At 45.0% G+C, this 14,989-nt stretch carries 7 protein-coding genes; 3 read left to right on the top strand and 4 right to left on the bottom strand.

Annotated elements, in window-relative coordinates; translation table 11 throughout:
- Position 1: 1 nt before the first annotated feature.
- Together ONB37_00305 and lepA are read right to left on the bottom strand one after the other, a co-directional pair.
- Positions 2-760 (bottom strand): ABC transporter ATP-binding protein, encoded by a 759-nt coding sequence (locus tag ONB37_00305; GenBank protein ID MDZ7398579.1) that lies wholly within the window; start codon positions 758-760, stop codon positions 2-4.
- 339 nt (positions 761-1,099) lie between these two features.
- Positions 1,100-2,896, bottom strand: coding sequence for a translation elongation factor 4 (lepA, locus tag ONB37_00300; protein MDZ7398578.1), 1,797 nt, complete (start codon positions 2,894-2,896; stop codon positions 1,100-1,102).
- A 627-nt stretch (positions 2,897-3,523) separates the two neighbouring features.
- On the opposite strand from lepA, the gene guaB reads away from it, so the two are divergent.
- Complete coding sequence (guaB, locus tag ONB37_00295) at positions 3,524-4,993, top strand: IMP dehydrogenase (protein ID MDZ7398577.1); 1,470 nt, start codon at positions 3,524-3,526, stop codon at positions 4,991-4,993.
- A 317-nt stretch (positions 4,994-5,310) separates the two neighbouring features.
- On the opposite strand, the gene rpsT is transcribed toward guaB, so the two are convergent.
- On the bottom strand, positions 5,311-5,568 hold the full coding sequence (gene rpsT / locus ONB37_00290) for a 30S ribosomal protein S20 (GenBank protein MDZ7398576.1): 258 nt from the start codon (positions 5,566-5,568) through the stop codon (positions 5,311-5,313).
- Positions 5,569-6,532: 964 nt separating this feature from the next.
- Here rpsT and ONB37_00285 point away from each other — a divergent pair.
- Positions 6,533-11,065, top strand: a complete 4,533-nt coding sequence (locus tag ONB37_00285) for a S8 family serine peptidase (GenBank protein ID MDZ7398575.1) — start codon at positions 6,533-6,535, stop codon at positions 11,063-11,065.
- A 74-nt stretch (positions 11,066-11,139) separates the two neighbouring features.
- Entirely contained in the window at positions 11,140-12,240 is a 1,101-nt protein-coding gene (locus ONB37_00280; GenBank protein MDZ7398574.1) for a DUF4392 domain-containing protein, read from the top strand.
- Between the two features lie 153 nt (positions 12,241-12,393).
- Here the strand turns inward: ONB37_00280 and ONB37_00275 are convergent, their stop codons facing one another.
- The gene (locus ONB37_00275) at positions 12,394-14,757 is read right to left on the bottom strand and encodes a glycyl radical protein (protein MDZ7398573.1); all 2,364 of its coding nucleotides are present in this window, start codon (positions 14,755-14,757) and stop codon (positions 12,394-12,396) included.
- Positions 14,758-14,989: the final 232 nt, after the last annotated feature.

The following is a 14,989-nucleotide window of genomic DNA, read 5'->3' as shown; positions in this document are numbered from 1 at the left end:
GCTACTTTTCTTCCAAATATTTGATTACATCATGATATTCATCGCCCCCAGTGAGTTCCAGAAAAATAGATTCCAAACTGGTGTCATGTCTTTTAGATTTTAAACGCAATTCCTGCATCGTGCCGCAGGCTATCAATTTCCCTTTATCGATGATTCCCACGCGATCGCACATCGCTTCGGCAATTTCAAGAATGTGCGTGGACATGAATATTGTGACCCCTTGTTCTATCAAGCCTCGGAGCAGATCCTTCAATTTTCTCGCGCTCTTAGGGTCTAATCCCACAGTCGGTTCATCTAAAAATAACACTTTTGGGTCATGGATCAGCGCGGCGGCCAAAATTGCCTTTTGTTTCATGCCGTGAGAAAAATTTTGGATCAATTCATCGATCTTATCTTCGAGCTCAAACAATTCTACAAGATTGGCAAAACGTCGACGGAAGGTCGAACGTTCCACTTCATACAGATCGGCGATGAACTGCAAAAATTCCTTGAGTGTCAATTTATCGTAAAGCACTGGGGTGTCTGGGACCAAGCCGAACATTCTCTTGGCTTCAATGGGTTGCTGTAACAGATCATAGCCCTCGATTCGAACCGTTCCAGAATTCGGGCGCAATAGCCCCGTCATCATTTTAATGGTTGTCGTTTTTCCTGCGCCATTCGGACCGAGAAATACAAAAAGTTCTCTATGAACCTGGAGATTGAGATCATTAACAGCTACCAGCCCATCAAATCGCTTGGTTAGATGAATTGCCTCGATCAACGGAGAGCTCCTTTCGCTTGAAAATCTTTTTGAGAATTATAAAAATGCGACCTTTCAATACGGGAGACGGTTGAGCGCGGTTTCACCATTACAGATCAGGCAAAGAAGCGATATTGATCCGCAGTCGCTTCATCCGCGAGCTTGTCTCCTTTGCAACCCGATTTATTTCATCCGCCAAATAAGTTATCCAAGAGCCTTGGATTCATAGGTCCAGGACATTCTCATGATTTCAATCAGTCAAGAGGCTTCAAAAGTTCACAATCAGACCTCTGATTGATTTTCGATGCGGATCGTCAAGAGCCATATTTAATTCGCTCAGCTCGATATGGTCCAATAAGTTCAATCCACCTTTAACACCGCCAAGAACGCTTCCTGAGGCACCTCGACACTCCCCAATTGTTTCATCCGCTTTTTTCCCTCCTTTTGTTTTTCCAGCAACTTCCTTTTGCGCGTGATATCGCCTCCGTAGCATTTCGCGGTAACATTTTTCCGCAATGGTCGAATTGTTTCCCTTGCAATGATTTTGCTTCCAATTGCCGACTGAATCACCACTTCAAACATTTGCCGAGGGATCAGTTCCTTGAGCTTCTGGCAAACCTTTCGGCCCCATTCGTAACCCTTGGAACGATGAATGATGATCGACAGGGCGTCCACAGGTTCTTTATTGATTAGAATATCCAATTTGATTAGATCGCCCGGCTGATAATTGAGAAATTCATAATCGAAAGATGCGTAACCTTTGCTCACCGATTTCAATTTGTCATAAAAATCATAAATGATCTCTGCTAAGGGAAACTCATAATGAAGATTCGCCCGCGTGGGATCGAGGTAATCGGTGTTTTTATATATGCCGCGCCGCTCCTGTGCGATCTTCATGATGTTACCGATGTATTCAATAGGAGTTAAAATGTCAGCGCGAACATAGGGTTCTTCGATCAACTTGATGTTTCCTGCTGGAGGCATTTTAACAGGGTTATCCACCATGACGATTTCCCCATTGGTCTTATGAACTCGAAACGCGACACTGGGAAGGGTATTGACCAAATTTAGATGATATTCACGCTCTAGCCGCTCCTGAATGATCTCCATGTGGAGCAATCCCAGAAAGCCACAGCGAAACCCAAAACCGAGGGCGAGCGAATTCTCAGGTTCAAATACCAATGCAGCATCATTGAGCTTAAGACGCTCCAAAGCATCCCGAAGATCTTCATAATCCTCATTTTTTGCTGGAAAGAGGCTGCTAAACACCATAGGTTTGGCTTCTCGATAACCAGGCAGCGGTTTTGGCGCTGGATTCTCTGCGGAGGTGATGGTATCGCCGACCTTAGTATCCTTTACCTCTTTTGCACCAGCGATAACATATCCAACTTCTCCCACAGTTAATCGATCGCGAGGGATATTCTTCAATTTCAAAATGCCCACTTCAGCCACTTCATAAATTTTATCATGAGAGAAGAATTTTATGGGCATCCCTGTATAAATCTCCCCCTGAAAAACCCGGATATAAGCGATCGCGCCTCGATAACTATTAAACATGGAATCGAAAATCAATGCTTGCAACGGTGCGGTTGGATCGCCCTTCGGCGGTGGAATCCGATGGACAACCGCCTCCAGTAACTCATGGATGCCAATTCCCTCCCGAGCACTGCATAATAAAATATCACGCTCGTCTATTCCCATGATTTCGACGATCTGTTGTTTTACCGCATCGATTCGGGCGTTCTGCATGTCAATTTTATTGATCACGGGAATGATCTCGAGATTGTTTTCCAACGCCAAATAGAGATTGCTAATCGTTTGGGCTTCGACGCCCTGCGTGGCATCAACTACCAAGATTGCGCCTTCGCACGCCGCCAAGCTGCGCGAAACTTCATAAGAAAAATCGACATGGCCTGGAGTGTCGATCAAATTCAAGGTGTAGGTTTTATGATCGTCAGCATGATAAGTCATGGTAATGGCATGGGCCTTGATTGTAATCCCCCGTTCCCGTTCCAAATCCATACTATCGAGAACCTGATCGACCATCTCCTCTTTGCGAAGCGTGCCAGTTGCCTCCAATAACCGATCCGCTAACGTCGATTTTCCGTGATCGATATGTGCGATAATTGAGAAATTTCTAATGAGCTCGATTGACATATTGTTCACTACCTTGTACCGCTACTAATTACTTTTTAAAGTCACCAATAATAGGAAAATTTTCCGAATAAATCAATACTAAATTTTGAATCAAGCCTATCTCATCATCGCCTGCTTCTCACTAGGCAGATTTTGCAGAATTTCTTCCATGATTGATAATCTTGGTCGCTTGTAGTTGAGGTGAATTGAGACCAGTACATCTCCTTTTTCAATATGCCCTTCTTTGAGGTTTTTATTTAGCGTCATGGATCGGTTATTCCAGTTGATTGTGAGCGAGTTGTTTAAAACCGTCTTAATATATTGAGTGATCCCTATTATGGTCGATAAACGGATGTCATTGAACGTGTCAACTGAGAGATTGCTGAAAAATAGTTGACTCTGAGCAAAATATTTAGTATTATTGGACAACTTTATTTTTATAGAAGGCCCATCAAAAAAAAATGAAGGTTGAACCAAAGGAAGAATTCGGTGAATTCTGCTTGGTTCGATTATCTCCTGATGGTTCAGCCGAATTGATTGATCAAATTTGCTTTTGAAGAGTTAACGGCAGCTTAAATAAAAAAGATTGCTCGTTAGGAATGCTTTCAATCGATAAATTTTAATTAGTTTTGAACGGAGCAACGCAGCATGAACGATGACAAAATTATTGGTGAAGGGATAACCTTCGATGATGTCCTGTTGATTCCTGCCAAATCTGATGTGCTTCCGCGGATGGCTGAAACGCGGACCTGGTTAACGCGAACAATTGAACTGAATATTCCTTTGGTGAGTGCGGCAATGGATACGGTCACAGAATCGGAATTGGCCATTGCAATCGCTCGAGAGGGGGGCATAGGTATCATTCATAAGAATCTCTCAATTGAGCGCCAGGCCGAGGAGGTGGATCGTGTGAAGCGTTCAGAAAGTGGGATGATCATGAAGCCAATCAGTCTAGCGCCAGATAATCTTCTGATTGACGCAGTCCAGGTGATGAAAAAATATCATATATCGGGGATTCCGATTGTGAAGGACGATAAGCTTGTCGGCATTCTGACTAATCGCGATTTGCGCTTTGAAACGAATTTGCAGCAGAAAATCAGTGAGGTAATGACAAAGGACAACTTAGTGACGGCGCCGATAGGGACCACGCTGGAGCAGGCTGAGCGGATTCTTCAGAAGCACAAAATTGAGAAACTTTTAGTCGTCGATGATGAGGGACGGTTGAAAGGATTGATCACGGTCAAGGATATTCAGAAAAAACGCAAGTTCCCCCTGGCGGCGAAAGATATCCATGGACGGCTCAGGGTTGGTGCTGCAATTGGGGTGGGGCCAGATCGCGATCGACGGGCCCAAGCTCTAATTGAGGCTGGGGCCGATGTGCTGGTAGTAGATACTGCCCATGGCCACTCCCAAGGCGTCATTGAATCCGTCAAGGCTTTGAAAAAGCAGTTCCCAGATATCCCGATCATTGCTGGAAACATCGGAACTGCTGAAGCCGCAGAAGATCTGATCAAAGCTGGGGCCGATGCAGTGAAGGTCGGCATCGGACCCAGTGGGATTTGCACCACACGTGTTATTTCTGGAGTCGGTGTGCCTCAGATCACCGCAATTATGAATTGCGCTAAAGTTTGCCAAAAATATCGCATCCCCCTGATTGCCGATGGGGGGATCAAACAGACTGGCGACATCGCCAAAGCCATTGCCGCCGGTGCAGATACAGTGATGATCGGAAATCTTTTCGCTGGAACACAGGAAAGTCCCGGAGAAATTATTTATTTAGAAGGACGAAGCTACAAGGTCTATCGCGGAATGGGTTCAATTGAAGCGATGAAGAAGGGGAGTAGCGACCGTTATTTCCAGGAAGGAGAGGAAGCGAACAAGCTGGTTCCTGAAGGGATCGAAGGACGCGTGCCATATCGCGGCCCGCTCAGCGATACCATCTTTCAGATGATCGGTGGATTAAAGGCGGCCATGGGGTATTGCGGAGTTAAAACTATTGCAGAGTTAAAAGAGCGTGGCAAATTTATCCGTGTTTCTATGGCCACGGTCAAAGAAAATCACCCTCACAGCGTGATTATCACCAAAGAAGCCCCCAATTATAAATTACTCGGTATCTAAAAGAATTGAGGACAGCAAAATTGCATATTCAAGGAAGGTGTGTTGATTAGGCGGGACCCCTTTTTGTCGCATTCTGAGGCAGGCAGTGAAATGATTGGTTGCCCTTTGTTTTAAGGCATGATTGTTATCCTGTAGATTGAATATTTGCAAAACCCTTATAGACAAAAAAAAGAGACCGGAGTTATAATGCCATCCCGGGATTAGGGGGAGTTACCGGTTTTGGCTAGCCACTCCGGCCTCAGCTTTTCATGATCTGATTGTTGATCAGATCTAATGCCAGTCGTAGATAGATTTCAAAAGAAAAATGAAATATCAAATTATGCAGCTATTTTGTTAGCATGTCTAGCTAATTTGGACTTTTTATTTGCAGCTTTATTTTTATGTATAATCCCCTTTGCTGCTAGCTTATCCAACAGCTTATATGCCTTTTTCACCTCATTCTGAACCGCATCTTTATCTTTAATGCCCAATACCTTCTTTATTACGGTCTTCATCTGAGATTTATAGCTCACATTGCGTTGATTCTGTTTTCGGCTGGTTTTTATCCGCTTGATTGCCGATTTATGATGTGCCATAGACTCCTTCGTTTTAAATTTTAATTCATTATCATTAAGGCAGGCAGAATATAAGAAAAAATATCAAGAATGTCAATAGAAAATTTTGTCAAATATCAAGCGGAAAAGGGCGCAAAGGTGCTTTAAGAAGCAACGAACTTCTCCCTTTTAGAAAAATTATCATTTGCAATCATGCAATCGGAGTGGATGACCTCGTTAATTTCAGCTTTCCAAGAAGGGAATGCAATTTAGATTGGGTTAGGCTCGCGATTCACCCGCATATTGGGGATCAGGCAATCTATTAATCCTTCAGCTTGAGAAAGTGGTTTAGTGAAAAAAAATGTGTAAGAAAGCATTGGTTGAATCAACATCTTGGTAAACCCTCAAACATAACCCCTCTCCTTTGGAACAAATGAAAATTGCATGCAGTAATTCTATTAAGAAGGACGAATGAGAGAGGTTGGTTTGATCTCTCTTAAAATGGTTGCAGCAAATCGAAATTTTCGTGATCGATAGGCAGATAGGTTTGATTGATCATTTTTTGCTTTAAACTAACAAACTACTTGACAATATCCAAACTAATTGGTATATAAATAGCGTGATGATTCGGGAGCTATTTTTCGAAATAAAATGGGCGCCAAATGGCTTCATTCAAGGATGACGATTCAATGCTGGCCAATCCTTTAGGAGAGGGGGTAGCTCAGATCAAGACAGAGGGAAAATGATTAGACCTTCAATGAGAAAAAGAAACGCTCATTGAAAAGCTCGTAAAGTTTTGGAGAAAAGATAGCAATGAAAAGAGATTGCTGAACCCAAAGACTTTACAAATCATCGAAAGAAAAATAATTTTGGAGAAATTGTTATTGAAGATTTGATACGACCTAATTTTTCTTCTAAACATCATTTTAATCCTATCTCAGATAGATCTTCAATCGGTTTCTCCAGAAATCCATCCTGAAGCACTGCAGCAGAGCAAAGGGTTGCGATGAAGAAGGTTGGTATAAAAATTATAGCTGGATTTATTGTGCTGAGTATTTCCATCTTAGCGCCCCGCCAACTTTTTATCGTTCCGCAAGTCGTTTATGCTCAGCCTTCCGTAATATCAGAGCAATATGCGCGTAACGAACTCATTATTCGATTGAAGTCTCCATTGAAAATCAATCTGAGCAAGTCGCCATTTTTGACTGGAGTTTTTCAATTAGATTCTCTTAACGCGATTTATCGGTTAAAAGAGATAATTCCGTTGTTCAGCAGAGGACCGATTAATGGAAATCCTCTGGATCGCTGTTATTTGTTGCGATTTTCCAACGGGATCGCGGCCTCGAGGATCAGGAGCAGTTATGAAAAATTAAAAGATGTTGATTGGGTCGATTACAATTATTTTTATTATGCGGAAGTGACGACGAATCCGCCGATCGTTATGCCGTTGGAAATGCAAACAATCGATCTGTTAGAAAAGCTGAGCCCAAAATATTCGCTGACAATTGCCAGTATCGATGCTGGGGTCGATCAGACCGATCCCCATTTGAGCGAAATTCTCTGGCATAACCGGCTAGAAAAGGCTGATGGAAAAGATAATGATGGCAATGGCCTGGTTGATGATCTTTGTGGCTGGAATTTTGTGCCCAGGGAAATGATGGTCCGATACGGGATCGATTGGACCAATCAATCCATTGACGAGTCAGGACACGGAACTTCTCTGGCAAGAATGATCATGCAGCCGCTGCTTAATTGGACGAGTTTTCGCTCAGGAGGTCGATTGACGCTGATGGCGTTGAAAGCAGGTTTGTTGACGCGACAAGGCAAAATCTTGGTACCCGCTGCTGCAGCAGCCCAAGCGATCGTCTACGCGGCTAATCACGGCGCTCGAGTTATATGTTTGAGTTGGGCTGGAGAAGATTCCTCTCGATTGCTTCACCACGCAATCCGATACGCTGCCAAGCGCGATGTGGTGATCATCTCTGCTGCTGGAGATTATTTTGCCCAAGCGCCGGCTTATCCAGCCGCCTTTCCTGAGGTCTGGTCAGTCACGGCAACAGATCAATATGACCAAAAAATTTCATCCGGCAATTTCGGGCCCTGGATCGATCTGGCTGCCCCTGCTCAGCTTTTCGCATCCATCAGTGCAACAGATTCGATTAAATATTGGCCTTCACCCACATCCATCGCCGCTGCCCATGTCACTTGCTTAGCTGGGATATTGTTGTCCAATGAAAAAATCATCACCACCGACAGCTTGAAGAAAAGAATTCTATGGAGCAGTGACAATATTTATCAGAAAAACTCTGGTTATTATGGCCAACTGGGAGCTGGGAGAATCAATTTCTTCCGTGCGGTCAATTCCCAATTCCTGCCGAATATCGTCGTTCGACAAATCCAGTTTGATCTATCTGGCGAAAAAGATCATAAATCAAATTGTCTTTCGGTTCCAATCTGGTTCAAGATCAAAAATCTCTCTTCAACTGCCCATGGGATATCGATGCAACTCTTCAGCCGCGATCTTCAAGTCGCCATCGAAAATTCGAACGTGACTCTTCCTGTATTGGAATACAATCAGGAATTCACCAACGAATTGGCGCCGATGATATTAACGATGAATGGCGATTGTCCGCATGGCTATAAAGCCAGACTTGTGCTCGAAATATCAACACAAGAGGGTTTTCGTTGTGAGAAAGAGTTTACGTTCATAAACCGAATTATCCAACCACCCAGTTTAACAATCGTTAATCGATTTCCTCCAAGTTTGCAGTGGACTGGCGATCCTGAGTTTGCGGGCTATTGTCTCTTCCGAAAAGAGGAGCATCAGCGATCGTTTCGACCCATCTCTCAATTCCCGGCTTCGGATACTCTTTTCACAGACGTCAACACCAATCCGAATCAGCGCTACTGGTATTATATCTCTGCTTTTGATTCGGTCGCTCATGAAATCACAAGATCCAATGTTGTGTTTGTTCATCCCGAGCTGCGATCCCTATTCCAATTTTTTCCCTCCCAAGATACATCAATCTTAAAAGGGGCGTCGATATCTTTTGCTGTCGTGCCAATTGATTCAGAAAAATATTCATTTCAATGGCTGTTGAATAGAAAGCCCATTTCGAATGATTCGAATCGAATTGCCTTTCAATCATACCAGTTCGAACAGAAACCCAATGATACCATCACGGTAAAAATCAGACATTTTGATGAAGACACTACTCTGATTCATTCCTGGATTTTGTGGCCTCAGAAAAGCGCCAACAAGATCGCTATTGTTGGGACATTCCCCAAATCAGATACAACCATAAGGATAGGTGATCGGCTCAAATGTTCAATACAAACGTTCTCGTCCGATGTCGATTCGCTCTCTTTTCGCTGGCAGGTTAATGAGAGAATTTTTGCACCAAGCATAAATCCTTGGGTATTGATCCCCTCCGATTCCCTCGTCTCCGGCAAGAATGTTATTGCAGTGACCATTATTGCCTCAGATACCACCTTAAGACATCAATGGATCGTAGATTTGATCGTGGCGCGCCGGCTCCTGAATGATTTGCGATTTCTGCCCCAATCTGACACGACTATTGCATTTGGGGATACTCTGATCCTATCGGTTTTAGCTGATTCTGTTGCGAGAGGGAAATATCACTGGCGTTGGTTGATCAATGGCAAGAAAGATAACATTGCCGTTGAGCCAAGCTACAAATTTATCAAAGGGGATAAATCGACAGTCCTAGATACGATTGTAGTCGAAATTGCGGATCAGGATAGCTCCATGACGCATCGCTGGATTGTAAGCACAAAAGTGCGGCCAAATCGAGCACCTCAAATCCGGTATTGTTCTCCCCCGCTTGATTCGTTCATCGTCAAAAGCGATAGCATTCAATTTCAAGTGCTGTGCCAGGATCCGGATCATGACAGTTTGCGATATAGTTGGTCACTCAATGGCCTGATCGATCGCTCAGCCCGCCAGCACCAATATGTTTTTAGCTGCACCGAAAATCGTTCAACTGTCGATACCCTGAGGCTCAGTATCACCGATGCCGATACTGCCATTTATTTGCAATGGATCTTATGGCCCAGCCCGCTCGATTCCATCGCCGAGAGCAAAAAAATTCACTATCTGCCCCAGGATTCGGTAGTAGTTTTGAGCGATAGTTTGGTCTTTCTGGTTCGCCATGCCAAGAATGACTTTCGGTTTCGATGGAAAGTTAATCATCAGATCGACTCCTCAGCCCAGGACTCGATTTTCGTCTATCATCCTGTCTTTCGCGATTCGAAAATCGATACAATTACAGTGCTGATCGAACATGGAGATAGCGCGATCGTTCATCGCTGGTATATCCAAAAGGCCAAGATGCTGGAAGCTCGCCCATTCCGATTGGCATTTTACCCCAAGGAAGAGGAACTCTCAATTACTCCACCAGATAGCCTCACCCTTTCGGTTGGGGTGCGCGAAGGAGATCGCGATGTTCTTCAATATCGTTGGTCGATCGGTCAGCAGCTTATGAAAATCGGCCAGGACAGCAGTTTTTGTTATCGTGTCAATTCAGCCATTTCAATGAGTGATACTGTATGGCTCGTTGTCGAAGGTCGCGATACCACAGTCATGCACCATTGGGTGATTCATCCAGCCAAACAAATCCAGTTACCTGCCCCTCGGTTGATCTTCCCAATTCAAGGAGGTCGAATTCACGAGGAAGATCTATTCATTTGGGAAAATGATTCGTTACTTTCGCAGGACATTGATCTCACGAAGTGCCGATATGTGATTCAGCTCAGCTGGGACAGCACATTTTCAAAATTGATCAGTACCGACACCTGCCGAACGAAGAGGATCAACTTGAATCAATTGATCGGGTTTGAGCGGATCAGCATTGATCGACCGTTTTACTGGCGTGTCAAGTTGTTGACAAGTAATGGTTATCAATCTGGATTTCGAAAGTGCAATTTGGCTTGTTCTTATTATCCGCAATTTGCCCAGCTCGATAATTTCTTCGGCCGCATCAATAGCGATGCCACCATTGATCTTTTTTGGATCATTAGCTATGAAACCAATTGTGCAGGGTTTCATCTTTATCGCAGCGAATCACCCAACAAGGACTTCACCCGGCTCACCGATCAGCTCATCACGGGAAAGGAGCATTATTCGTTTCAGGATCGCACCGCTGAGGCGGGAAAAACCTATTTTTACAAATTGGAACAGTTGAGCTTGACCGGCAAGAAAAAATTTCACAACGTCATTGCTCTTACAGCGCCCAAACCAGAAAAATTCATGCTATGGCAAAATTATCCCAATCCTTTTAACACCCAGACTTCGATCAAATATGAGATCCCAACCGATGGTCAGGTGAAAATCATGATTAGCAACGTGCTGGGGCGAAAGATCAAGACGCTGGTTGATGAGTTTCATAAAGCTGGTTTTTACACAATCTATTGGGATGGAAGGGATGATCTGGGAGAGAGTGTTGTGAGCGGTATCTATTTTTATAGTTTAATTACGCCGACTGAACGGCTCACGCGAAAAATGGTGATTGCAAGATAATATCACGAACCTGCTCCGAAAAGAAGATGAGCATTGATGGGATGGTTCTTTTATGAGGCAATGATCCTGCTGGAATGAAAATTTCTGACCAAATAAAAATGCAGCAGCTTGCGCAATTGGAATGGCTCATTCAAACCGATGTGGGGTGCCGCGGAATTCACCGAATCCCAGAGGATAATCTCTGTACCAGGACCCAAGGTCATTTGGCGAAAGCGATCCAATTTCTGATCGAGCATCCTGGCAATGAGGTGGGCATTGTGACAGGTTTTTTTATTCCGAATGTACAGCCACCAGCGCCAGAGAACGATGGCCCACCTGGTGCATTATTTCTGGCCCGAGGATTGAATCGGCTGGGATACCCTGTCTTGCTCATCAGTGATCGTTATGGCCTCCCCTTGCTGGCACAGGGAGTTCACCTTTATGCCAATCAACTGGATCATTGTGAATTGATCGAATTCCCTTCTCAATGGTCGCGGTCCGATCATGTGGCTGCACAAGATATTCGATATGCCAACAACAACATGATGATGGAAGAAGTTCGAAATTTCTTCTTGAACCATGACCGTCTGAGCTGTTTGATCGCGATCGAACGGGTGGGACCCAGCCATACCCTCGAATCGTTCTCCAAGCAAGAAAATTTATCAGATGAATCCAATTTCAACAGGTTTCTTTCCCAAGGGCCGGGCGAATCGCAAGGCGAGCCCTTCACGATGAACGGCCTTCCGGTTGGTCAGGACACAGCCCCCATTCATCTGTTATTCGAGAACAAAACGATCGCCTCGAAACCGATTTTTACGATTGGCATTGGTGATGGAGGAAATGAAATCGGCATGGGTTCCATTCCATGGCGTGTTATTGCGTGCAACATCGCCTCAGCCCACGCGGGCAAATTTGCCTGTCGCGTGGCAGCCGATGCGACTATCGTGGCCGGAGTGTCCAATTGGGCAGCTTATGCACTGATCGCTGGGTTATATCTCTGTCTGAATCGAGCCGATGAGTTTCTCGAGCTTTTCGATGAAGCTGCGGAAACGAAACTCATCGAGAGCTATTTTCAAACTGGAATCGCCGTTGACGGCAAACTTGGCCACCCAGCTATGTCAGTCGATGGTATCCCATGGGAACTTCATAAAAAATTGTTTGGGCTGATCAAGGCCATCGTGGTCTATTACCAATGAATTCTGGCAAAAAGTTCCTATTCAATCAATGCCAAGGCAAAAACAAACTGACAGCTACTCGATTGGTCGCGCGATAGAAATCGGGTCTGATAATTTGGTCATCACCCGTTTCGTTTTGAAATAAGAGGTGAAACAGCTCATTGAGGTCGACAACTAAAAGCTTTGATGTTCGGTCCTGGCGATGATCTCATCCTGCAGGCCTTTATTCAAGTTGCAGAAATAATCGCTATATCCTGCCACCCGAACGATCAGGTCGCGATACTTCTCTGGGTGCTGCTGAGCCGCTCGGAGCGTAGCAGCGGTCACCACATTAAATTGGATGTGATGTCCGTTCATTTTAAAATAAGATCGTACCAAATGGGCGAGTCCAGCGAGTCCGTTATCGCTGCTCAGTAGCGAAGGTGAAAATTTCTGATTCAGCAAAGTGCCGCCCGTGCGTAAATGATCGATTTTGGCTACCGATTTAATCACTGCTGTTGGACCGTTTCGATCCGCCCCCTGAACTGGAGACACCCCTTCAGAGAGTACGTCTCCTGCCTTTCGACCATCGGGAGTTGCTCCCACCACTGAGCCAAAGTAGACATGAACCGTCGTCGGGAGCAAGTTGATGCGATAAGTTCCTCCTTTCATATTTTTCCTGCCATCGATCGCTTCAAAGTAGGCTTCAAATACCCGCTTCATAATCTCATCGGCATAATCATCGTCATTGCCGTACTTGGGTGTCTGATAGCGCATCATCTGCCGAATCCTTTCATGGCCCTCATAATTATCTTTAAGGACGCTGAGCATCTGCTCCATGGTGAGCTTGCGATGATCGTAAACATGATATTTCAATGAGCTCATGGCGTCCGTAATGCTGCCCAAACCAACGCCCTGGATGTAGCTTGTATTGTAGCGCGCTCCGCCATTGTGATAATCTTTACCACGTTGAATGCAATCGCTAATCAACAATGAAAGAAACGGCGTGGGCATATATTGCGCATAGATTTTTTCGATGATGTTATTGCCTCGGATCTTAATGTCGATGAAGTGCCGAAGCTGTCTTTTATAAGCCTCGAATAATTGCTCAAAATTTTCAAATCGAGTGGGATCCCCGGTTTCGATCCCGATCTTTTCTCCAGTACGGGGATCGACGCCATTGTGGAGCGTGATTTCCAGCACTTTCATCATATTAAAGTAGCCGGTGAGATTGTAATTTTCCTTGCCCAATGCCCCGGTCTCCACACACCCACTGGTGCCGCCGGTCCTCGCGTCTTCGATAGATTTGCCCTGGCGAATAAGCTCCTGGACCACGGCGTCATGATTGAAGATCGAGGGTTGACCCAGACCAGTGCGATTGACCTCGAGCGCACGCTTCAGCAGGCGATCGGGATTTTGCTGGCTCAATTGAACGCAACAGTGGGGCTGCACCAGCCGCAATTCCTCCAATACATCGAGGCATAAATAGGAGAGCTCGTTGGCACCGTCTTTTCCATCGCGCGTTTGTCCGGCCAGCGAAATCAGCGCAAAATCGTTATAAGTCCCGCTCTCCTGAGCAGTGACGCCCACCTTTGGAGGGGCGGGCTGATTGTTGAATTTGATCCAGAAGCATTGCAGAAGCTCCTTAGCGGCCTCTCGAGACAATAGACCAGACTCAATGTCCTTTTTGTAAAACGGATAAAAATGCTGATCGAATCGGCCAGGGCAGATGGCGTCCCAGGTGTTTAATTCCGAAATCACCCCAACATGGGTGAACCAGTACGCCTGCAGCGCCTCCCAGAAGGTTCGTGGCGGATTGGCTGGGACATAGGCGCAGATTTCTGCAATTTGCTCAAGTTCGCGTTTCCTGACTGGATCAGATTCTTTGCGGGCCATTTGTTGGGCGAGTTCGGCATGTCGTTCGGCATAGCGAATGATGGCATCCGCAGCAATGGCCATGGCTTTGAGCTGTTCCTGCTTCTCGTACGCTTCCGGATCGTTTAGATAATCCAATCGACTCAGTTGCTCTTCGATCTCTTTCTTAAATCCCAAAAAGCCTTTCAAGTAAATTTTGTCATCTAATGCTGTATGACCAGGAGCGCGTTGCTCCATGAACTCGGTAAAAATCCCAGCGCGATAGGCCGCTTTCCACTCATCGGTCATCTCCTCAAAGATCTTTTCCCGAATAGTCTTTCCCTTCCAATAGGGAATAATTTGCTCGCGATAAATCCGCTTGGTTTCTTCAGAGACCGCGTAGCTCACTTTTTCCCTCGAATTGAGGATCTCAAGCTCCTCAATCGTATGGCAGCAGATCTCTGGGAATGTTGGGGTTGACCGAGGAGCCGGTCCGCGCTCGCCAACGATCAACTCACCATCGTTGATGCAAACGGCTTTATGTTCCATCAGATATTTGAACGCCAATGCCCGGCGCATCGGCGCTGAGATAGTCAATGCATCATGCGATCGATAGAATTCGGTGATTAAAACCGCTCGCTCTGCTGTAATCGATGTCGGAGTCTCCAGGCTTTGTCTTCTTAATTTCTCAACTCTCGGCGTCACTGATATTCGCTCCTATTTTGACGATTCGTTCTATTGCTCCAATCCTAATATTTCGATCTATCATTCCTTGAGATTGCAAAAAGTTCTGCTCATCATAAAAATGGAGAGCAGTTTATCGAGATCGATATGCTTATAGATTCAATTTAAGAAAAAAAACCAAAATTTCAAGGAAAACTTTTGTCTCATATGGCTTGGATCAAACAGAAAGTTTTGCTTGCTATTTTAGGGCGAG

This window comes from candidate division KSB1 bacterium (assembly GCA_034506395.1).
In the GTDB taxonomy this organism is placed as follows: domain Bacteria; phylum Zhuqueibacterota; class Zhuqueibacteria; order Thermofontimicrobiales; family Thermofontimicrobiaceae; genus Thermofontimicrobium.
This window is presented reverse-complemented; position numbering and strand designations above follow the sequence as displayed.